The 22,407-nt window shown below is 45.1% G+C and carries 17 protein-coding genes and 1 other RNA gene; 5 read left to right on the plus strand and 13 right to left on the minus strand.

All coding sequences use genetic code 11. The annotated features are described in order from the left end of the window. The first annotated feature begins 1 nt into the window (after position 1). The 3 genes from mfd to FR741_RS10450 all read left to right on the plus strand — a co-directional run bounded on the left by mfd (position 2) and on the right by FR741_RS10450 (position 4,953). Entirely contained in the window at positions 2 to 3,463 is a 3,462-nt protein-coding gene (mfd, locus tag FR741_RS10440; protein ID WP_167426759.1) for a transcription-repair coupling factor, read from the plus strand. Between the two features lie 7 nt (positions 3,464 to 3,470). Further along, complete coding sequence (locus tag FR741_RS10445) at positions 3,471 to 4,241, plus strand: peptidoglycan binding protein CsiV (RefSeq protein WP_074191059.1); 771 nt, start codon at positions 3,471 to 3,473, stop codon at positions 4,239 to 4,241. A 163-nt stretch (positions 4,242 to 4,404) separates the two neighbouring features. Continuing rightward, positions 4,405 to 4,953: a GNAT family N-acetyltransferase gene (locus FR741_RS10450; RefSeq protein WP_005390628.1), complete on the plus strand. Its 549-nt coding sequence runs from the start codon at positions 4,405 to 4,407 to the stop codon at positions 4,951 to 4,953. 84 nt (positions 4,954 to 5,037) lie between these two features. Here FR741_RS10450 and FR741_RS10455 read toward each other — a convergent pair whose 3' ends face one another. From FR741_RS10455 to hinT, 7 genes are all read right to left on the minus strand, one after another. Further along, positions 5,038 to 6,327, minus strand: coding sequence for an NAD(P)/FAD-dependent oxidoreductase (locus tag FR741_RS10455; protein WP_006742157.1), 1,290 nt, complete (start codon positions 6,325 to 6,327; stop codon positions 5,038 to 5,040). 538 nt (positions 6,328 to 6,865) lie between these two features. Beyond that, positions 6,866 to 7,405, minus strand: coding sequence for an alpha/beta hydrolase YcfP (gene ycfP / locus FR741_RS10460; RefSeq protein WP_012842003.1), 540 nt, complete (start codon positions 7,403 to 7,405; stop codon positions 6,866 to 6,868). A gap of 75 nt (positions 7,406 to 7,480) precedes the next feature. Beyond that, positions 7,481 to 8,362: a thiamine kinase gene (thiK, locus tag FR741_RS10465; RefSeq protein ID WP_167426760.1), complete on the minus strand. Its 882-nt coding sequence runs from the start codon at positions 8,360 to 8,362 to the stop codon at positions 7,481 to 7,483. Positions 8,363 to 8,386: 24 nt separating this feature from the next. Beyond that, a complete protein-coding gene (gene lpoB, locus FR741_RS10470) occupies positions 8,387 to 8,977 on the minus strand; it encodes a penicillin-binding protein activator LpoB (RefSeq protein WP_005378467.1) in 591 nt (196 codons plus the stop codon). Between the two features lie 66 nt (positions 8,978 to 9,043). After that, positions 9,044 to 9,436 (minus strand): YcfL family protein, encoded by a 393-nt coding sequence (locus tag FR741_RS10475; RefSeq protein ID WP_005390620.1) that lies wholly within the window; start codon positions 9,434 to 9,436, stop codon positions 9,044 to 9,046. After that, complete coding sequence (locus tag FR741_RS10480; protein ID WP_048626171.1) at positions 9,436 to 10,833, minus strand: COG3014 family protein; 1,398 nt, start codon at positions 10,831 to 10,833, stop codon at positions 9,436 to 9,438. Before FR741_RS10480 ends, FR741_RS10475 begins: the two co-directional genes overlap by 1 nt. Before the next feature lie 71 nt (positions 10,834 to 10,904). Continuing rightward, complete coding sequence (gene hinT, locus FR741_RS10485) at positions 10,905 to 11,255, minus strand: purine nucleoside phosphoramidase (RefSeq protein ID WP_005390611.1); 351 nt, start codon at positions 11,253 to 11,255, stop codon at positions 10,905 to 10,907. Positions 11,256 to 11,523: 268 nt separating this feature from the next. On the opposite strand from hinT, the gene FR741_RS10490 reads away from it, so the two are divergent. Beyond that, positions 11,524 to 13,515, plus strand: a complete 1,992-nt coding sequence (locus FR741_RS10490; protein ID WP_167426761.1) for a methyl-accepting chemotaxis protein — start codon at positions 11,524 to 11,526, stop codon at positions 13,513 to 13,515. Between the two features lie 163 nt (positions 13,516 to 13,678). Beyond that, a complete protein-coding gene (locus tag FR741_RS10495) occupies positions 13,679 to 14,839 on the plus strand; it encodes a DUF1887 family protein (RefSeq protein ID WP_005390608.1) in 1,161 nt (386 codons plus the stop codon). Positions 14,840 to 14,995: 156 nt separating this feature from the next. Here the strand turns inward: FR741_RS10495 and udp are convergent, their stop codons facing one another. The 6 genes from udp to FR741_RS10525 all read right to left on the minus strand — a co-directional run bounded on the left by udp (position 14,996) and on the right by FR741_RS10525 (position 22,394). Continuing rightward, positions 14,996 to 15,754, minus strand: coding sequence for a uridine phosphorylase (udp, locus tag FR741_RS10500; protein WP_012842006.1), 759 nt, complete (start codon positions 15,752 to 15,754; stop codon positions 14,996 to 14,998). Between the two features lie 306 nt (positions 15,755 to 16,060). Beyond that, on the minus strand, positions 16,061 to 18,367 hold the full coding sequence (locus FR741_RS10505) for a zinc/cadmium/mercury/lead-transporting ATPase (RefSeq protein WP_085343467.1): 2,307 nt from the start codon (positions 18,365 to 18,367) through the stop codon (positions 16,061 to 16,063). Between the two features lie 178 nt (positions 18,368 to 18,545). Next, the gene (locus FR741_RS10510; RefSeq protein ID WP_005390603.1) at positions 18,546 to 18,965 is read right to left on the minus strand and encodes a CBS domain-containing protein; all 420 of its coding nucleotides are present in this window, start codon (positions 18,963 to 18,965) and stop codon (positions 18,546 to 18,548) included. 248 nt (positions 18,966 to 19,213) lie between these two features. Next, the gene (locus tag FR741_RS10515; protein ID WP_167426762.1) at positions 19,214 to 19,948 is read right to left on the minus strand and encodes an RNA methyltransferase; all 735 of its coding nucleotides are present in this window, start codon (positions 19,946 to 19,948) and stop codon (positions 19,214 to 19,216) included. Between the two features lie 208 nt (positions 19,949 to 20,156). Beyond that, positions 20,157 to 20,253, minus strand: an RNA gene (gene ffs / locus FR741_RS10520) — signal recognition particle sRNA small type. Between the two features lie 137 nt (positions 20,254 to 20,390). After that, positions 20,391 to 22,394 (minus strand): GGDEF domain-containing protein, encoded by a 2,004-nt coding sequence (locus FR741_RS10525; RefSeq protein ID WP_167426763.1) that lies wholly within the window; start codon positions 22,392 to 22,394, stop codon positions 20,391 to 20,393. Positions 22,395 to 22,407: the final 13 nt, after the last annotated feature.

A 22,407-nucleotide genomic window follows, 5' to 3' on the forward strand; every position in this document is an offset into this window, starting at 1 on the left:
TATGACAAAAGCAACGATTCTTTCCGTCACCAATCCTTCTGAGCGTGGCGACAAAAAACAGCTAGGTAATTTACCGGGCGCGGCTCTACCTCTAGCTATCGCTGAGCTAGCCAAGCAGCATTCGAGTCACTCGCTACTCGTCGTGCCTGACCCGCAAATAGCTTTAAAGCTTCAAGCGGAGATTGAACAATTCACCGACCAAACAGTAAGCCTGTTCCCTGATTGGGAAACGCTGCCTTACGATAACTTTTCTCCGCATCAAGAAATCATCTCTGAGCGTATCGCGCGCCTATACCAACTGCCAAGCCAACGCAATGGTATTACCATCGTGCCGGTCAGTACGGTGCTGCAGCGACAGTCGCCACGTGATTTTCTGTTGCAACATACCTTAATGGTGAAAACCGGCGATCAACTCTCGCTTGAGAAACTACGTGTACAACTTGAAAATTCGGGCTACCGCCACGTTGACCAAGTATTTGGGCCAGGTGAATACGCGAGCCGTGGGTCGATTCTGGATCTCTTTCCTATGGGCAGCGATGACCCGTATCGCATCGACTTCTTTGATGATGAGATAGATACCATTCGCACGTTTGATCCAGAGAACCAACGCTCTATCGACGATATTCAGCAAATCCAATTGCTGCCTGCACATGAATTCCCAACCACTAAAGAAGCGATTGAGGATTTTCGTACACGTTGGCGCACCCAATTTGAAGCACGCCGAGAGCCAGAATCGATCTACATGCAAGTGACCAAAGGCACTTGGCCCGCTGGTATTGAGTATTGGCAACCGCTGTTTTTTGACCATACCGAGACTTTATTTGAATATTTGCCAGAAGACTCTCAAGTCATCACATATGGTGATATTGAATCTGCGGTCGATACTTTCTTAACCGATGTCGAATATCGGTACGACCAGAAAAAAGTTGATCCACTACGTCCTCTTTTGACTCCTGAACAACTTTGGCTGAAAAAAGACGAACTCTTCAGCCAACTAAAACAGCTCCCTATGGCTCAATTGAGCCTAGAGAAAGTGGTGAAGCGTGCTGGTCGTCAAAACCTGCCAGTACAATCGTTAGCCGAGCTTGGCGTTCAGCAACAAAATAAAGAACCGCTTTCGCGTCTTCGTCAATTCAGTGAGCAATTCAGCGGCAAAATTGTTTTCTCGGTAGAGTCAGAAGGTCGTCGCGAAGCACTAACGGAACTGTTGCAAGGCATCAAAGTTCGCCCAGTCGTACATGGCTCACTTTACCAAGCTCTAGATTCGGGTGATCGCTTCAGTTTGATCTTAGGCGCTGCAGAGCATGGTTTCATTCACGAAGAGCTGAACTTCGCTCTGATCTGTGAAAGTGATCTACTTGGTGACCGCGTTATCCAGCGACGCCGCAAAGATAAAAAAGCAGTCAACAGTGACACCGTTATTCGCCACCTTGCGGAACTAAAACCCGGTCAACCAGTGGTTCATATTGATCACGGTATTGGCCGCTACATCGGTTTACAAACACTTGAAGCCGGTGGCATGAAAACGGAATACGTCACCCTTGAGTATCAAAACGATGCCAAGCTCTACGTACCAGTTTCATCACTAAACCTTATTAGCCGTTATTCAGGCGGTGCTGAAGAAAGTGCACCACTGCATAAATTGGGTGGCGAGGCTTGGGCAAAAGCACGTCGTAAAGCGGCAGAAAAAGTGCGTGATGTCGCGGCTGAGTTGCTGGATGTTTACGCTAAACGAGAATTAAAACCGGGCTTCAAATTTGAGCTAGATCGTGGGCAATACGCAACGTTTAAAGCAACGTTCCCATTTGAAGAAACGGATGACCAAGCGATGGCCATCAATGCCGTCTTGTCAGACATGTGCCAAGCAAAAGCGATGGATCGCCTAGTGTGTGGTGACGTGGGCTTTGGCAAAACGGAAGTCGCTATGCGTGCAGCATTTGTCGCAACGGATAACAGTAAACAGGTCGCCGTACTCGTACCGACAACTCTGCTTGCTCAGCAGCATTTCGAAAACTTCCGTGACCGTTTTGCCAACTTACCAATCCGAGTTGAAGTACTGTCTCGCTTTAAGTCTGCCAAAGAACAAAAAGTCATTTTGCAAGACGTTGCAGATGGTAAAGTCGATATTGTCGTCGGTACGCATAAGCTGCTTTCAAGCGACATTAAATTCAAAGATTTAGGTTTGTTGATCGTTGACGAGGAACACCGCTTCGGGGTTCGTCAAAAAGAAAAAGTCAAAGCAATGCGTGCGGATGTGGATATTCTTACCCTTACCGCAACACCAATTCCACGTACTCTGAATATGGCCATGAGTGGCATGCGCGATCTGTCGATCATCGCGACACCTCCAGCGCGTCGTTTAGCCATCAAAACCTTTGTTCGTCAAAGAGAAGAATCTGTGGTCCGTGAGGCGGTACTGCGTGAAATCATGCGTGGTGGTCAGGTTTACTTCCTGCACAATCAGGTAGAAACTATCGAGAAAACCGCGGAAGACTTGCAAAAGCTGATTCCTGAAGCACGAATTACCGTGGCACATGGTCAAATGCGTGAGCGCGAACTAGAGCGCATCATGAATGATTTCTACCACCAGCGCTTTAATGTGTTGGTGTGTACAACGATCATCGAGACCGGTATCGACGTACCAACGGCGAATACTATTATTATGGATCGTGCAGACAACCTTGGTTTAGCGCAACTGCACCAATTGCGTGGCCGTGTTGGACGCTCTCATCATCAAGCCTATGCTTACTTATTAACGCCACATCCAAAAGCCATGACCAAAGATGCTATCAAGCGTCTTGATGCGATTGCTTCACTGGAAGACTTAGGCGCAGGCTTTACTCTAGCAACTCACGACTTGGAAATCCGTGGGGCTGGTGAACTGCTTGGTGACGAGCAAAGTGGGCAAATTCAATCGGTTGGTTTTACACTGTACATGGAAATGCTGGAACAAGCAGTCCAAGCATTGAAAGAAGGTAAAGAACCTTCTTTGGACGAGCTGCTTCGTGAACAAACTGAAGTTGAAATGCGAATCCCAGCGCTCTTGCCAGACGATTACATCCCGGATGTGAATACACGACTGTCGATGTACAAACGTATTGCGAGCGTTACGAGTGGTGAAGAACTCTCAGAGCTCAAAGTGGAACTTATCGATCGATTTGGACTGCTTCCAGACGCGACGAAGAACTTACTTGCTGTCTCAGAATTGAAAATTTCGGCTGGTAGCCTAAAAGCGAAAAAGATAGAAGCCCATGATAAAGGTGGATTTATCGAGTTTTACCCTGATGCTGACATAAATCCAGCGTATTTGGTTAAACTGCTGCAATCACAGCCGCAAAAATTTGCAATGGAAGGTCCAACTAAGTTCAAGTTTAGCGTACCATTGGCGGACCGACGTAAACGCATTCAGTTTGTTCAAGACTTACTGAATGATTTTAAACAGAATTTATTACCAACGAGCTAATAGTCGAATGAGAATACTGATCCCGTTATTGCTTCTATGTGTCTCAATGCCTTCTTGGGCACAGCGTCAATTTGATATTGAAGTGATCATTTTCAAGCGAGCAGTCGACGCTGAAAGCACCACTGAATCTTGGCCGAATCAACTGCCAAAAATCGATATGGAAAATGTCGGCAGCTTAGAGAGTGAATCATACCGTCGCTCTAAAGGTGTAACACTACTGCCACGCTCATCTTTCCGCCTGAATGCGCAAGAAGCGGCATTAAACAACCATGCTGGGTTTAAAGTGCTTAAACACGTAGCATGGCGTCAAGGTGACCGAGGCAAATCTAGCGCCCCAATTTTCCGTATTGTTGGTGGACGAGATTTTTCTGATTCTTATCACGCAGATGGTAGTCCAATCAATGGCAGTACTCAGACATTTTCCACTGACGGTTACAGTGAGGAGACAGTCAACGGTCCTTTGTATGAACTAGATGGCCGATTCCAAATTTACGTGCAGCATTATCTATTCGCTGAAACGACACTAGACCTGCGCGAGCCAAGTGTTAGAGAAGTGCGTTTTGAACCAACTTCAACTGAGCAATTGGCGGATGATTTAGGTGAGGTCGATGGCAATGTTCAAGTCGGTAACTTGGCGGAAATCTCCCCTACAATAACAGAAGAAAAGTTCCTCAAGAGCTACCGAATGGATCAAAAACGCCGTATGCGTAGTAGTGAGACTCATTACCTAGACAACCCATTGATGGGCATGATCATTCAAGTTCGTCGCGTTCGATAAGCACGAGTGATTCAACAAAGCGCAGCATTTGCTGCGCTTTGTTTTTATCTGTTATGTCCTCAGTTATTCCTAACCAACGCAGAGCAAGGAAAATAACTGCGTTACAGTATGAAGTAGACAGTTTTCAAATTACTTAAACTCAACATGGAAGTCGTATCAGTTCATGAGTCCAGATTTTGAAATCATTGCGCCCCGCTTAGCGCTCAAGCTCATCCCTTCTGAAGAAGCTCACTTACTACAACGTTTGCTTGCAGAATCCCCTTCCCTACACCAGTGGCTAGATTGGTGTAATCAAAACATTACGTTGAAAGATGCACAGGACTTCCTGTTGGCAACCCGACTTAACTGGGTAAAAACAGAAGCTTTCGGTTTCGGTATCTATGAGCGACAAAGTAACACGCTAGTAGGAATGGCCGCCGTAAACGAGTTATATCACACGTTTAATATGGCAAGTATTGGCTACTGGGTTGCTGACCGCTATCAACGACAGGGCTATGCTCAAGAAGCCGTTAGAGCCTTGGCTGAATTCTGCTTTGCAAAGCTGAGTTTAACTCGACTGGAAATTGTCTGTGACCCCGACAACGAAGCAAGCCAAACCTTAATTGAGTCAGTCGGTGCACAAAAAGAAACCATCGCCAGAAACCGGTTTATTTTTCATGGTAAGCCTAAGGATGGCGTTGTGTACTCACTTTTACCGGCAGATCTAACATAAATAAAAAGCCACCGACTTGCGGTGGCTTTTTATATTTCGAAGATACAGCATCCGCGCAATCCGCGTAGATGTGAATTTGGCGTCTTAGTGAAGCTTAAGGTTTGGACGCAGTACTCGGTTGATACGGCCCACGAGCATCATCAGTCCGGTTTTAAATACGCCGTGCAACGCCATCAGGTGCATTCGATATAACGAGATATAAACGACACGTGCAATACGGCCTTCTACCATCATCGACCCTTTGGTTAGGTTGCCCATCAAGCTACCAACGGTAGAGAAACGGCTTAGAGACACTAATGAGCCGTGATCTTTATACACATAATCTTTCAGCTCGCGTCCGTTGATCTTCGCAACGATGTTGCTGAATGCTTGGCTTGCCATTTGGTGCGCAGCTTGCGCACGTGGTGGAACAAACGAACCATCAGCCTGAGTACATTGTGCTAAGTCACCAATAACGAAAATGTCATCATCACGCGTCGTTTGTAGTGTATTTTTCACTACCAGCTGGTTGATACGGTTCGTTTCTAAACCAGCGATATCTTTAATAAAATCTGGTGCTTTAATACCCGCAGCCCAAACCATGATTTGTGCCGGGATCTTCTCACCATCTTTCGTGGTGAGGCCATCTTTTTCAGCTTTAGTCACCATGGTTGCCGTGCGTACGTTTACGCCCAACTTCACCAGCTCCTGATGAGCAGCAGCCGAAATACGTGGAGGAAGCGCAGGTAGAATACGCTCACCCGCTTCAATCAGGTTGACGTTCAGCTTGCTAGAGTCAAGATCGCCAAAGCCGTAAGTACGCAGCTCTTTAACGGCATTGTGTAGTTCTGCAGATAGCTCAACGCCAGTTGCACCAGCACCAACAATCGCGATATCCACCGTACCGTTACCGTTTTTCGCGTGCAGTTTTAGGAACTCATTGTTCATTTCTGTGCGGAAACGGTGCGCTTGTTCTGGACTGTCTAGGAAAATACAGTTCTCACGAACGCCAGGAGTGTTGAAGTCGTTTGATGTTGAACCAATCGCCATGACCAGAATGTCGTATTCTAGCTCGCGGCTTGGCATCAGAAGCTCACCATGCTCATCTTTAAGCTCACTTAAGATGATCACTTTACGTTCGCGGTCGATGTCTTGAAGGCTACCCATTTGGAAGTCGAAGCTGTGGTTTTTTGCATGAGCTCGATAACTCAGAGCATCCACCCCTTCGTCCAAAGAGCCAGTTGCAACTTCATGCAATAATGGCTTCCACAAGTGGCTCGCTTTACGATCTACTAGCGTAATTTGCGCACGGTTCTTGCGACCTAGAGTTCGGCCAAGCTTAGTTGCCAACTCAAGACCACCAGCACCGCCGCCTACAACGATAATGCGTGTCACAATGATTTTCCTCTACAAAAATGAATATATGGGGTTCAGCTCGACATATGGCTCACAGACATGCTGTGCCATACATCCAACCGATGAATTCTTGGTTCTTAGAGGTGTCTCAATTTATTTGGATTAAAAACTGCTGCCTAATTTTATTCTTTATCTATCAATAACTTGTTAGGAATCAGCATATTTGTCTGGTACGCATACGACGCCAGAGGTTTTTGGGCAAGTTTATTACTCGCTCTCAATTTTTTTTGATATTTATCAAATTATTTTAGTCTGGTTCATTATATAGAGACGTACTTTGAAGGCAACCAAAATCCGTGTGACGAGTACGGATTGACTACTTTTCGACTACTCTACAACAAGGTATTCGTGCCACATAGGATGGAAGTAAGAAAACGGTAAGGAGAACACAATAATCTAAGCGCTAAACCAAAAAATGAGGCCTTTAAAGAGAAAGGGACTCGGCATACTCACAAAAGGGGGTCGCAGCAAAGCAACCGATAAAAAATGCCGCTTTACTGTTCACACTCAAACACTCTTAAGTATTTTTAAATGCCTTCATCGCTTGTAAATGGTGAGAGATCTTTTTGAACTTGTGGGACTGCGTTTCGTCCCAAATGATTTGATAGTATTTTTCTAACTCAGCTGCCGTTTTCGCATTGTCATGCACTTCATCATCTTTGGATAAAATCACCAAGCAGTGAGCTTGATTTTTCGCTCGAAACTGATCAACACATTTTGTTGCGATATCTTCATACTCTTCTGGGCGATCGATTCGACCAGCCATCGTTTTTTCTGGGTGCAAGTTCGGGTTAAACATCACTTGTTTGATACCGCATAGAAAACCAATTCGTTCAGACCAATAACCACCTAAACCAACCCCACAGATTAACGGGTTTGGATCATCAGATTGATCGATAACTTTAGACACCTCTTTTAACAAGTGTTGCATGTCGTGCTTTGGGTGAAGGGTGCTGTAATTGATAAAACGAACGTCGTCGTCGATGAATTGCAGTTGAAGAACTTTTTCGTGGTTACCCGGGCTTGTACTGTCAAAGCCGTGTAAGTAAATAATCATGTGTACCTCTCCCTGTGTGTATCTGGTACTTTTATTAAAACTACCACTATTTCCTTACTGTTAAAGGGGAAAATATCACGAGTTCTCAAAACAGTGATCTTCCATACACAATGAGCCTTTCAACTCATACGCACTGTTTAAGTATTGCTCATTTCCCCACAATTTATAGGCCAGTAAATACCAAAGCATCGCCATCACTAGGGTTCTTGGCTGCCACGCCTTTACACCACTTAACCAAAGAGACACATCTTCGATACCTCGAATTTGGCAATACTGTTTCACCGCCTCTTCCACAGGCGCATCCTCGACTTGAATAGTCAAGGTCAAATCAAGTCTAGGGTCAGCAATACCAGCATACTCCCAATCAATGACTTTCACCCCACTACCTCCCCGAACGAGGTTGTAACACCCCAGGTCAAAGTGACAAAGAGCTAGTGGAACCGGCGCTACACTCGGTTCCGTGCGCCACTTCATGTATAGAGCCTCAAATTCCGTATCCGCATACTGACCGTCAAGCTCAAGCCAATAATGATCGATGCGAGAAATATAAGAAAATGGAACCAAAGGGAGCGCGCTGAGCGGGTGCTGATGAATGGTCGCCGCAATGGATAATAAATCTCTTACTGGTAGCCCTACATCCGAAAGTGCTTGCCCTTCGATCCATTCCACCAGTAAACCTTGCTCGTGGATAAACACTGGCTTAGGACCAATTTCTAATGAAGAGATAGCATTCAGAACTTGATATTCATTGTGGCGAGAAATTGAAAAAGCCTTGCAAACATTACTGGTCGGTCGCCAGATGTATACAAGGCCTTGAGAGGATTCCAACCGCCAACAACGGTTGGTTAGCCCCCCGGTAACGGTTTGAACTTTTACCGGAGGCTCAGTAAAGAAGCCATCGAGAGCATTAAGACTCGGATCTAACTGTTTTGCTTGTTGCCAAGAAAACCATGCCATTGATGACTTCTCCATCAGTATCGATTAAAGACCGAATAAGCTCTTCGATTGCGCTTTACGAATTTCCGTTTCATCCGCCCACTCAATCAAACCTGTTTCTAGGTCCATTAGGCGCATGGTCATCTTGTAGTATACATCTTTATCGCTACCTGCATTTTTGACGATGCTAGATAGGTTACCGTAAAGCATGTATTGCGCACCCACCATTTTACCAAATTGGATCGCTGTGCTTTGGTTAACCAGCTCATCCGTGTTTTGGAAGTTAAGCTGTTCACGCACAGACTCAACACGATCCATATCAACAAAGCGGAACTTACCAGAGTTCAGCATCTTAGTAGAAATAGTGTCGGTAATGGATTCAGTGTCAATGTGTTCACTGGTCTTGTTCTTAATTCGCTCAACAAAAACGATAGGACGTTGATCACGAGTAATTGCTGCTACAGAACCCGACATCATCATGCTATCAACCATTTCAGCCGCGATTTTTTGTAAATCTGTTGAGCCAAAATCGATAGTCGTGGTTTCTGTTGCTTGCGCATCGCCGTAAGAGACTTTGTTAGAACAGCCACCCAAAATGACGGCAAGACCTAAAAGAGCAATAATACTTTTTTTCATGAGAGTTCCTTAGTTTTTCAATACCAGCGCATCGTTAGCGCGGCAGCTTCGGCAAAGCCGTTAAGATTAATTGTCTTGTGCTTCTCTAATTTGAACACGGAATTTGGTGCCATTTGGATTCACAGTAACTTCAGATAACGTGACTTGCTCAAACCCTCGCACAATCATTTTGCGCCATGGGCCAGGCTTGGTATTCACTTCTAAACCATTATTGTCATACCAATAGAAGCGGTAAAGAATGTGCTGGTCACCTTTATAGTTACTGCTTAGTTGCACCACTCCACGTGGACGATCATCAACGTAAGTGGTGGTGATGTTGTCAACTAATAAGCGACTACCCAAAACGTTATCATTAAAAAATACTTTTTGCGTTTGACCATCAATTCGAATACCAGCCGTGTTTTCGGCGCATCCAACTAAACCAATAGCCATTGCTAAACAAATAAGCCATGCTTTCATTACAGTCTCCCTAGCTGTTTATGCCACACGGTTGAGTGTGTTCCCTGACGAGATACCCATACCAATGTAGTCTGCTGTGCAGGCACTTCAAACTGATAGGTTTGATCACCCAAGTTTAAACTTTGTGTTCCCGGTTTCACGACTTTTGATGCCGTTTTCACTTGCGCTGGTAATGTTTGCCAACTTCTCGTATCCGGCTGCTCGGTCAATGTGTTCCATACATTGAAAAGTATGTTACCCACATCATCGCCTTTTTTCGCCGCCTCTTTTCGGATTCGATCTTTTGCCCAAACGCGAAGCGCTTGACGGATCACCATTGTAGTCAGACGTTCATTAAGATCGTTTTGTGCCATCGCATTAACATCAGTCAGCGTGCTAGAAGGCAATACCTGACCATTTAAAACCACATCGCTAAAACGTTGAGCACCCCGATTCGGATAATAAGGAAGCGCCAACGAATAAATGGCCCCATTATCGCGACTGTCGTAAATCGGTAGATCAATACGCCAACCTTTCAAAGCCTCCACAACGCCTTGTTCATCAATAACGATGACTCGACCTTGAGACTGAGTTAACCCAGAAGGTGCTTTACCATACCGTTTCTCTAGCATGCGTAAGTCTTCACGCATGCCTAGTTTCTTAGCGGCGTACAGCGTGCTTTCAACAACTTGTTTGTTGTCTGGCATCACAGCGAGTGCTCGTCGGTAATCAACATAAGCACTGTTTAAATCTCGTGACGCTTCATATAACAAGCCAGAAAGATAGAACAAATAGCCGTTTTGTACTGCGCTTAGTTTTTTACCAGCATCAGGGTAGCTCGCCAACACACTGCCTAAATTGGCAGACATGCCTTGCTTTTTCAGGTCTTTTTCTGCTGCTTTTAGTTCTTTTTCACGCGCCTTTCTTGCCGCTTCCTGAACTTGATTGGCTCGACGCACTTCAACAAGCGCCCCTTCCAAATCGTTTTTCTGTAAATAGTTTAGCCCGAGATAAAGGTGCAGAAAGCCAAGTTCATAATCGGCGGGATGATAATCTTGGAGATTGTCGTTCACTGCGAGAGAGCCGACGCTCGTTGCCGTTTCTGACACAGAAATAGTCGCGCGATCTTGCTGAACACGAACGGCACGATCACCATTTTCCAGTGCTTTCAAACTTGTCGGGTAATCTTCAGCAAGAAAAGAAATACGGCCCTTTTCAAAGTTGCCAAGTATCTCGCCACCCACTTCGCTCGATTGAAGTTGTTTCGCTTTCGCATATTCCCCTGCAACAACGGCTTGATAAACTTCTTGATTCTGGTTGCTGTAGTGACTAAACAGATTGCCCGCAGACAAATTCGCGCAGCCAGAGGCCATTAAAGCCCAGCTCATCAGCCCTAACAGCTTTACACCTAGTTTCACATTTATCTCCACAAATGTGTCATTCGACAGGAAAAAGAAGTGGGTGAACTGCGCCACCCACTTTTTAAAGCTTAGCTCAATACCATTGGACCTAGAGGACGACCGCCTAATAGGTGCATGTGAATATGGTAAACCTCTTGGCCACCGTGCGGGTTACAATTAACGATCAGGCGATAGCCGTCTTCCGCAATGCCTTCCTCTTTCGCCAGTTTTTTAGCAACAGTGAACAAACGCCCCATCATTGCTTCATCTTCAGCTTCAACATCATTCGTTGTTGGGATCAATTTATTCGGAATAATGAGAATATGGCTCGGTGTGCGCGGGTTAATATCGCGAAACGCAGTCACCAACTCATCTTGATAAAGAATATCGGCTGGGATTTCCTTACGAATAATTTTACTAAAGATCGTTTCTTCCGCCATGAGGACTCCATTTTATAAAGGTAATTAGACCCCAATTAGTATGCGCCAACCAAAAGCGGAGCTCAATAAAAACAGTGTTCACTTAACATTATTAATCAAACGCTAATTAACGAAGCTTTTTTTGTCGTGTGCGTCATAAAATGCGCGTCACAAACTCAATACAATCCAATGAATTTTGTTACTTTTTTAAGACAATTATTATTTTTATACCCAAGTAAGCTCAAAATTCTTGGGTAGCTTGTCTATTTTTGGGAGAGGAAGCTCACTTATGCGAGGTTCAGTTATTAAAAGGATGTATGCGGGCTTTGCTCTGATCATCATCCTATTTGCCGTCACAATTGCCATTATGATGGGAGGAATGAGTGATATTCACGGGAAGTTTGGCACCGTGTCTAAATCATCCCTACCACTGGTATCGTTATCTAACCAAACCAGTGTTGAACTGCTTTCTGCCGACAAATCGTTTAAAGATTTTCTGACGACAGAGAATAAACAACGCATGGATGAAATGCGTCAGGAATTTGCTAGATCTCAACAACGTTTCGAATCCACTTTGGGTCAACTGGAAACTGCGAGCCAAATCTATCCCTCTCTTGCCGAACCGTTTTCACAATTAAAAGCGTTAGAGCAGAGCTATTTTACTGAAGCTCTTGAAGCCATGGACAACTACGAAGCGATGTTCGCTGCGCAAGAAAAAGTGCAAAAATCGTCACGTCGCTTCCAAAAGCTGAATACCGAGTTGTCGGTCGGCCTTAAAGAATATGTGGCAGATCAAACCAGCATTTCTGTCAAAGTCATGGCGAAGAGTTACTTCATTAAGCTAAAAGATGCCGAAGTTATAACCTCTGATGCCCTCGCCAGCTCTGATCCTGAGTTTGTTACACAAGCCGTGACCAAAAACCGCAAAGCAGTGACTCATTTGAACTATGCTTTCCGTGGTTTAGTTACTCAATTACCTGAACTAAAAACAGCATTTGGTGAGTCGGTAGAACAATTCACACGCGACGTCGGAATGCGTGGAGGTGTCTTAGACCAGCACAATAATTACCTCAATGCTCGTGCAGCGCTATACAACAACATCGCCAACCTAGCGAATAAAGTTGATTCAACCATGGCGATTCTTGAGCAATTTACGACAACCGCAACGGATAAACTTAATGAATCGTTAGCAGACGCTGGTGACATTTATTCTGCGGGTGTGACAAAAGCCATCATCATTGGCGTTGTTGTCGTGCTACTTGCCACAGCGATTGGCTACCACATCGCGCACAGCGTTCGCGAGCCATTGACTCGTATTCTAAAAGTGCTTGAAAGCCTGACTGAAGGTGACATGACACAACGTATCGATATTCGCTATAACAACGAGTTCAGCCGAGTGAGTGGACACATTAACTCACTCGCCGACAGTCTTCACGAGATCCTAGTGAAACTCAACGAAGCGTCAGAGAACCTATCTTCGACCGCAGCAACAAACGAAAGCACGTCTTCGCAAGCGCAAAGCAAATTAAGCTCACAACGCGAGCAAACAGCAAACGTTGCGACCGCAATGACGGAAATGTCTCACTCAGTGCAAGAAGTCGCTCAAAGTGCACAAGGTTCACTAGAAATGGTGCAGCGTGTCGAATCAGCCTCTGAAGACGGCAGAAATGTCATGAGCAGCAATATCTCGACCATAAATCAACTGGAAACGCGTTTGAACGAATCCGTTTCCGCTGTCTCTGAACTTCAAAAAATGAGTGGTCAAATTGGTTCTATCCTCGATGTGATTCGCAACATTGCTGAACAGACTAACCTACTGGCATTGAATGCAGCAATTGAAGCGGCTCGCGCTGGCGAACAAGGTCGCGGCTTTGCGGTAGTGGCCGATGAGGTGCGTGTGCTTGCATCCAGAACCACTCAGTCCACCACTGAAATTGAATCGATGATCAGTAATCTGCAATCCAGCTCTCAGTCAGCAAATCAAGTAATACAAAGCTGTATGAGCGATATGGAGATGTCTGTTGAGCAAGCATCAAAAGCGAACAGCTCAATGGAAGAGATTCAAGCGCTAATCATCGAAATCAGCCAAATGAGTACGCATATTTCGCAAGCGGCAGCAGAGCAAAGTGAAACCTCAGCAGACATTGCACGCAGTATTGAAGATATCAATAGTATCGCCGATGAAAGCTTCCAAGCTATGTCGAGCATCGCACAGACCAGTGAATCCCTGACTCACTTGGCTCATCAGCAGAATGAATTGGTTCACCGCTTTAAGTTATAAATAATTTATAAATTTGAGCATTAATTAGTGCAATCAACTGTATAAGGGCGACTTTTTGTTAAGTCGCCCTTGTTTTTTATCAGCCATGTCTACATATGATTAATATGGCCAGCTCATCCCCTTGCACATCTCTTTTCGAGCGGCCTCATAAAAAGGAAAATCTATGGCTGTTCATGTTGGTATTATCGACCAAGACCCAGTGAGATTGGTCACTCCTCTATTAGATAATCGTACGCTAAGCACACATATCGTCTTCATCGGAGACAAGAGCCAGTTAGATATATTTGACCGACTGAGTGCCGTTTTAGAGCAACGAGACATTACTTCCGAATTTTTTGAAATCCCATCCGCCGTCAATACTTCGCTGATCAAACAAGCGATTCAAAAACTGGCAAAAGATCTCCATGAGCGCGGCGAAGATGTGAAATTGAACGCCAGTTGCGGTCTTCGTCATCGCTTATTGTCTGTGTACGAGGTTTTCCGTACCTATCGCTGGCCAATTTTTGTGGTTGAGCCAAGTAGCGATAAGCTTTGCTGGTTATACCCAGATGGCAAAGAAGATACTCAAGTCGAAGACCACATTACGATTGCTGACTACCTCACTATCTTCGGCGCACGCGGCGAGTTCCACCACGTTGATTTACCTCCTCTTCTTGATAAAAAACTGTATGAACTTGGTGAACGCTGGGCCTCAAATGCGCTTGAACTTGGTCCAGGCTTAGCGACTCTTAACTACCTTGCAACCACATGCCGCAAAGAGCAAAAACTTGATGTGGAGCTTTCTGAAAAGCAACAAGGCTACCGTGAGCTCAACATGCTGCTTTCGGACTTAGTGGAAGCGCAAATCGCCACTTATGAGAATGGCGTTCTAACGTTTGCAGATGAAGATGCACGCCGCTTTTCAAACGGTGAATGGTTAGAGACTCTGGTACACAGCACGGTCAAGCAAATTCAAGATACGATGCCGACGATTCAAGATCGCTCTTTGAATGTTCAGGTTTATCGCAAACTTGGTGAAAGTGAAGTACGCAATGAGTTGGATGTTGCAACAGTGGTAAACAACAAGCTCCACATCATTGAGTGTAAAACCAAAGGTATGCGAGATGACGGCGATGACACCTTGTACAAGCTAGAATCCCTCAGAGATCTGCTAGGTGGTTTACAAGCACGTGCAATGCTGGTGAGCTTCCGACCGCTTCGTCACAATGACATTACTCGTGCAGAAGATTTGGGGCTAGCTCTGATTGGCCCTGATGAGCTTAAAGACTTAAGAACACACCTAACGGCTTGGTTTAAAGACGCAGGTGGCTCGGACGAGATCTAGTATCAGTGATAAAAGCTAGAATTCAAAATGATCAAAAGCAGCGTTACAGGCTGCTTTTTTCATACCTAATTTTTAAGTGTGGGTTTAGATAGGTAGAAAAAAACCAGAGGCGTGCCTCTGGTTTTTCCGTTTGTTTAAAATGCCAATTATCGCGGCTTACAGCATTTTACGCGCTGCTTCTACTACCACCTTAATTGAACGAGCTTCCGTCTCTTTCAGAGTTGAATGATCTGGAATCTCTTTTTGTGTACGGTTGATGATTACACCCGCCACACAACCTGCTTTTAGACCAGAGCTCGCACACATTGTTAGCAATGTCGCAGACTCCATCTCAAAGTTAAGTACGCCCATGTCTTGCCATTCTTGCATAGAACCTTGGAAACGCTTAACAACGCGACCAGAGAACGTGTCGTAGCGCTCTTGACCTGGGTAGAAAGTATCACTTGAAGCTGTCACACCCATGTGAACCGCAGCGCCAGACTCTTCTACTGCCGCTTTCATTGCAGTTGCTACTTCAAAGTCAGCAACTGCTGGGAATTCCATTGGCGCAAAGTGTAGGCTCGCACCGTCAAGGCGAACTGACCCCGTCGTTACGATCATGTCACCTACGTTTACATGCGGTTGAATTGCGCCAGTTGTACCAACACGTAGGAAAGTACGAACACCAAGCTGCGCGAGTTCCTCAACTGCGATAGAGGTAGAAGGGCCACCAATACCTGTAGAACAAACCACAACAGGTTTACCGTCTAATTCGGCACGGTATAGCGTGTATTCACGGTGACTTGCTAGAAATACTGGGTTTTCCATTTGTTCTGCGATTTTTTGAACGCGCGCTGGATCACCAGGAATGATGGCTAGAGTCGCACCATTAAGATCAGCTTCAGTAACACCTAAATGAAATACAGCTTGAGACATAAGTCGCTCCTTATTGTGGCTTATTTTATGAACAATAAGCTCATTAATCAGTTGTTGGGTACAAATGCACTGTAGCGAACCTTTCACCAACATAGAGTGATCACAATCACAATGAGAAAATGTAATGAAACTATAATTTCACCCAAAACAAGCAATGATCACACTTTTGGAGAGTTTGGCTCATTTTGTTGCATAGCGATGCGTGATTTCAAAAACAAACTAAGACATCTTATTGAATTTCGTCGATACGGTTAAAAAAGCCCGAGACACGAATGCCTCGGGCTTTTTATTAGCTAGTTAGGTAGGTCACTTGGCCTGCTTGGACTCAAAACGGAGTAATCTCAACGCATTTAACGTAACCAGTGCAGTTGCGCCGCTGTCGGCTAATACTGCCACCCATAGACCCGTAATGCCCAATAAACTTGTCACCAAGAAAACGCCTTTCAAACCAAGCGCTAACGCAACATTCTGACGAATATTACTTAACGTCGCACGCGATAGTTCTATCATGGCAGGTAACTCAATCAGACGATTGTGCGTTATTGCCGCGTCGGCCGTTTCCAGCGCAACATCCGTACCGCCTCCCATCGCAATACCGATACTCGAAGCTTTCATCGCTGGCGCATCATTAATACCATCTCCCACCATTGCAACGGTGTGTTGCTGTGATAGTTTCTCGACGTAATGCACTTTATCTGCTGGTAATAAGCTTGCTTTATAATCCAAGCCTATTCTGGTCGCCATTGCTTCAGCACTTCTCGGGTTATCACCGGTTAGCATCACCGACGTTATCCCAAGCTCCTTCAACGTAGCGATAGCTTCTTGGGCATCTGGGCGCAATGTATCTTGCCATGCGATCACGCCAATGACCTCGTAATCGTAACGCACAATAACAACCGTTTTACCTTGTTGTTCCAACGTCACCACTCGCTCTTCGGTTTCTTGAGAAAGTGGGAAATCGGCCTTAGAAGGCGTGACTACTTGGACTATTTTCCCATCGACGTAACCTGTGACACCAGAGCCCACTTGCGCGGTTTTATCTAGCGCTTCAGGAATAGGAAGCCCCTGCTGTTGCACTTTATTAACTAAAGAAACCGCGAGAGGATGGCTTGAGCCAACTTCGATTGAGGCTGTCAGGCTAAGTAACTTGTCTTCATCTACATCAAAAGCAAAGACGTCGGTCACCTGCGGCTTACCTTGCGTCAATGTACCGGTTTTATCAAATGCGACGGACTCCACCTTACCAAGCAACTCAAGCGCCGCACCACCTTTGATTAATGCCCCCCGCTTCGCCGCAGCCGCCAAGCCAGAAGTAATCGCTGCAGGCGTTGAAATAACCAACGCACAAGGACAGGCGATCAGTAACAGGGCAAGTCCTCGATAAATCCACGTTTCCCACGGTTGAGCAAACAACAGTGGTGGCGTGACGATAACCATCAGGGACACCAACATCATCAGCGGCGTATACCAACGGCTGAATTTATCCAGAAAACGTTCTAATGGTGCCTTACGAGATTCTGCTTCTTCAATCAAATGGAGAATTCGGTCAATCGCATTCTCGCCTTGACGAGAAGTCACCTGTAAACGAACGACTTTATCGACAACCACAGCTCCGGCCATCACTTTGCCACCCGTTTGGTGCTCAACGGGAACGGATTCTCCCGTTAACGCACTTTCGTCAAAACTCGCAAGCGCATCTTGCAACACACCATCCGCTGGCAAACGACCACCGGGGGCAACTTCTATAATATCCCCCGGCTTAAGCTGAGCTGCAGGCACCTCTTTACGCTCACCATCAACAATTAAAATTGAATTTTCTGGGACTAAGTCCATTAGCGCTTGGACACCACTTCGAGCGCGGGATGATGCATATGCTTCTAACTTTTCACCAATAAGGAAAAGCAATAACACCATTGCCGCTTCAGCGGTTTCACCTAAATATAAAGCGCCGAGCGCTGCCACACTCATTAACGTTTCAATCGCAAAAGGCGTACCGCTACGCGCCAACTTGAACGCTTTGAGCGCAATTGGGTATAAACCCAGTAAACAGGTCAACGTGAATAACCAAGTGCTTATTTGAGGGTCGATCTTAGAAATTATTGCCGCGACAACCATCGCACTAGCAATAGAGAGAATTTGAATGTTGTCTTTTACTACCCCACGCCAGCCCTTCGTTGCGGTATTTGGTTTTGGAGCATCGAGTGAAGAAAGTGGAAAACCTGTTTGTTGGGCTGTATGCTCTATCGTAGAGGTCAGCTCGCGATCGTCAAAATCGACAACCAGTTTTTCTGTTGCAAACAAGACTTTTGCTTGGCTAACACCTTCCAAAGACGTAATAGCCTTCTCAAGCTTTTGTGCACATGAAGGGCAATCCATACCTGACACAAGCCACGAGTTTCGAATTGAGGAATCATTCTCCCTTGAGGGCTCTTCTTCCTCACCTGGGTCGGCGCTACAACTCCCTCCGCTGCAACATGAACTTTCAGACACTTCTACGCCAGCTTGAGAAATGTTGAGTGAAGATTTTACTGGTGCGCAGCACGACTCGCTCGCGCCAAGCGGCACCGCAGTTTTGATTTTGCTAGATTGGCAACCTTGATGTTTCGTACACATAATTTATTTTCCTTATTGGTGTAGGCTCTTTGCCTATGACTAAGGATAAACCTTAGAGCTAGCTCCAAGGTCAAGGTGATTTTTTAAAAACTCGTCGATTGAAAATAAAAAAGACGCCGAAGCGTCTTTCCAAATGACTTATTTAAAATCAAGCACCTATGATATTTGATCAAAAAGGTTAAACTGGATGCTTAAAACACTCATTTAAAGTCATCCCGATGGCGCGCAGCACATCTCGCCTAGTGATAACGCCAACCAATTTACCTTTACCGTCAACCACTGGATACATTTTTGGCTTACCAATCTTCATCATGTCAGCCAACTCAATCACTGACATGTCTGGAGAAACAGATAAAACATCGTCATGCATACACTCTTGAACGGTATGCGTATCTTGGCAGTGATAACTCGCTTTCACCAATTTATCTAACAAGTCTTGCTCTGATAAGAATCCAACTACCTTTTCATTCTCATCAATGACGGGGCCACCTAATGTGACGCTTTGCATGACTTTATTCAAAGCAGCCGAAAGTGACATATCTTTAGTGAAGGTCACCGCTTGCAACGTCATGTAATCTTTTACTTTTAATGAATGCATTCTTATCTCCTTAAGGGCATTTTATTGCGGCCTTTAGATAAGTGTCGCCTAATTTCCTGAATTTACTAAATGGAAATGAGTAATTTTATTTATAGGTGCAGCCTATTGATCTGAATCAAAATTAAGTAATCATCGGCATTCACTGTTGTTTAATTGAGTACAACTTGCAAATAGGCTGATTTTTAACAGGTGGTAAATACAACAAAGCCAGTCAAATTGACTGGCTTCATTATTGGCGCATAGTTACATTAACAATGATGTCGACGCATGTTGTCTAAAATAATACCGGTTGCCATTGCGACATTCAGCGACTCAGCACCACCAAATGCCGGAATCGTGATCTTATTTGTCACGAGCTTCGCAGCTTCTTCACGTACGCCGTGGGACTCGCTGCCCATCAACAAAATACCTTCAGCAGCGAATTCCGTTTTATGAACGCTCTCCCCTTCCAGAAACGCGCCATAAACTGGCAAATTGGCTTCTTCTAAGTAACTTGGCAAATCCACCAGACTCACTTGTACGCGGCCAAAACTGCCCATGGTCGCGCTGATCGTCTTAGGATTATACGGATCAGCACAATCTGAACTCGCAATAATGTGCTTGATGCCATACCAGTCTGCGACACGAATAATCGTTCCTAGATTACCTGGGTCAGATACGCCATCTAGCGCAATCATCAAGCCTTTTGCTTGAGGCACTTTTACACTCGGGATTTCAACCACTGCAATGGCCGCGTTATTGCTCACGAGAGTGCTCGCTTTGGTCAGGTCGTCAAGCGATGCTTCAATGCAATCAAAACTACATAGCGCACTAGCGTTTTGTTCGAGAAATGCCTCGGTTGCGAAGACATGCTTCACCTTTAATGAACTACTTGCCAGCTCTAAAACGTTCTTTTCACCCTGAACTAGGAATAAGCCATGCGCTTTACGCTGTTTCTTTTGACCTAAAGCACGAAGCAGTTTTAATTGGTTTTTTGAAATCATTAAAGTATCCCAGGTGAAAATGGTTATTCGGCGAATGTACTCGAAACAATCTTCACGACAGTTCGGTATCAAGCGCGTGAGATTATAAATTATACCTAAATAACCTCAAGAAACTTGATTCATCAGAAGACTTTGAAGAGCAAACGCAGTAAAAGAGGGTTCAAAAACGAAAAAAGCCCTGCGATATACGCAGGGCTTTTAAAGGGTGGGACCCCAGCCACATCCCGGCACACAAGTCACCCGCTGCGGCTGCTTCCTTCCGGACCTGACCGAGTTCACGAGCTATTGTTGCGAGAGGACCAGAGCCCCATAATTCTTTTCGAGAGGACTTGCCTCAATCGATGGGGCGATTATTCAGTATCAGTCCTCATAATGCAAGAGTAAAAGCCTTGAATTTCGTCATTTCATTACCGTTTGGACAAAACTCGATCAATTCATTCCTCTATGATTGAGCCACGTAACGATGCGAAGAAGGATAGCGGCGTGTTGACTGCTTACTTGAATACATATCTTCATCAGCTAAATGCATGGCTTGCTCTAAGCTCATGTGCTGTTCTCTTTTTGCAGAGACACCGATAGAGATGCCCACAGACTCTAACTCACTACACAGTTTACCTTTTACATCAATTCTGCTGAGCTCTTTCATTGCCCTATTTAATTCTGCTTGAGTCGGGTAGCCCAACAAGATGAACTCATCTCCCCCTATGCGGTAACTTTTCCCTGACCATACATAATGAATTTTTAGCGCCAATAATTGCAACACCTCATCACCAGCACGGTGACCGTACGTATCATTGATTCGTTTGAAGTGGTTAATATCCAAGTAAAGTATGGATAGATCTTTGTTTACGCCTTTTCGATGTTTTACTTGCAACGCGCGGCGATTTCTTAACCCCGTTAAATTGTCGGTATTCGATTGACGGTAAAGATAAAGCGAAACGCAAATCGCAAACAACAATACAAAGACAAACACAGCCTGCGTTTGCGTCGCCAGCCGAACCTCATATTCAAGCGCGGTACGCCAATCTGGGCGCAGGTCGTACTGGGCAATGATCTTATCAACTTCCAACATCGCTATCGCTCGACTGAAAAAAGGAGCAAGCATGGCACCTTTCTCGTTCGCCACCAATCCAACAGAAAGTTGTGACTGGTAAAACTCACCAATCGCCGTGTCCTGCTCTATCGGAACCAACTCGCTCAGACGTAAAAAGTGGTTGAGCATCGCGGTATCCATCGGAATGTAATCGACCTCTTCATTCAATAAACCCTGAATGAGTTCTTGTTGGGTACGATAACGTTTCAGCTCTTTTAGCGGTAAAAGTTGTGTCATCATTTGGTCGAAAAAGTCGTCCTCAACCACACCAATCCGCTCAGAGATCAACTGTGACACATGAGAGTAAGTGTTCGGCTTGTAACCTAAACGCTTGACCATAACGGATGCTGGTGAGTAATGGGGCTTGGGAAAGTAACTAAATTCATGTCGCTCGCGACTGACCGTTAACGGCGCTAAAATTTCAAAACTCCCCTGCATAAACTCGTGATACATGGAGCCCCAACTTTCATTTGGCTCACTAATGATCACGCAGTTTAATGCCAAGATCTCACAGCTTCTCAGGACGACATCTGCCGTCATCCCTTCGATACTGCCGTCTTCGTTGTAAACAACATATGGAAAGATAGATTCGAGCTTGATCCGTATTGGCTCACTAAAATCGAGAGGTAATAAGCGAATAGATTCTCGCAATGCCGCTCGCCTTAATTCAAATTGATACTGGGAGATTTCTTCACGAAGTTGCTTTTGCACTCCTTCCCCATGAATAAACGTAGCGAACGTATCCAACTCTTCGAGATGATGATCTTTTTTACTGATGATCGATACTGGCTTTATCGAAATCTGATCATTCAACATCTTAGCGTCAAAGCCCTCCAGCAGCATCGGCTTAAGCTGATTGATGGCATCAACTATGCCTTCAACAACGCCTGATCTCAGTAACGTTACCGCTTGCTCATGACCTTGATAAGAGACCTGTTTTAGCTCCGGGTAGTATTGTTTAAGTAATTCGGCATAAACCGTATCTTTAGGGACGCCAACTCGTGAAATGTCACTCAACGTCGAGTCTTTTAATCCAAAAAGGTAGGTATATTCGATATTAGTTGGACGGGAGTAACTAAAGCGTTGAGCACGCTCTTCTGTGTAAGTGATATTCGCAGCAAAGTCCGCTTCCCCATTCGCGACGGAATTTAGAATGGCATCAAAGCTGGAATAGTTCACATATTGAACGGTAAAGCCGAACTCTTTCGATGCAGCATTAAAAAGAACACGGGTGACGACATCATCCGCTTCTGTCGCAACTTTATAATGAGCAATTAAAGGTGATTCAGCTTTTACATTCAAACTCAGTAGGCAACAAGTAAAAAGCAACAGTGTTCGAGCAAAGGTAGTCATGACAAACTTATCT

Origin of the sequence: Vibrio diabolicus (assembly GCF_011801455.1) — a bacterium.
Lineage (GTDB): Bacteria > Pseudomonadota > Gammaproteobacteria > Enterobacterales > Vibrionaceae > Vibrio > Vibrio diabolicus.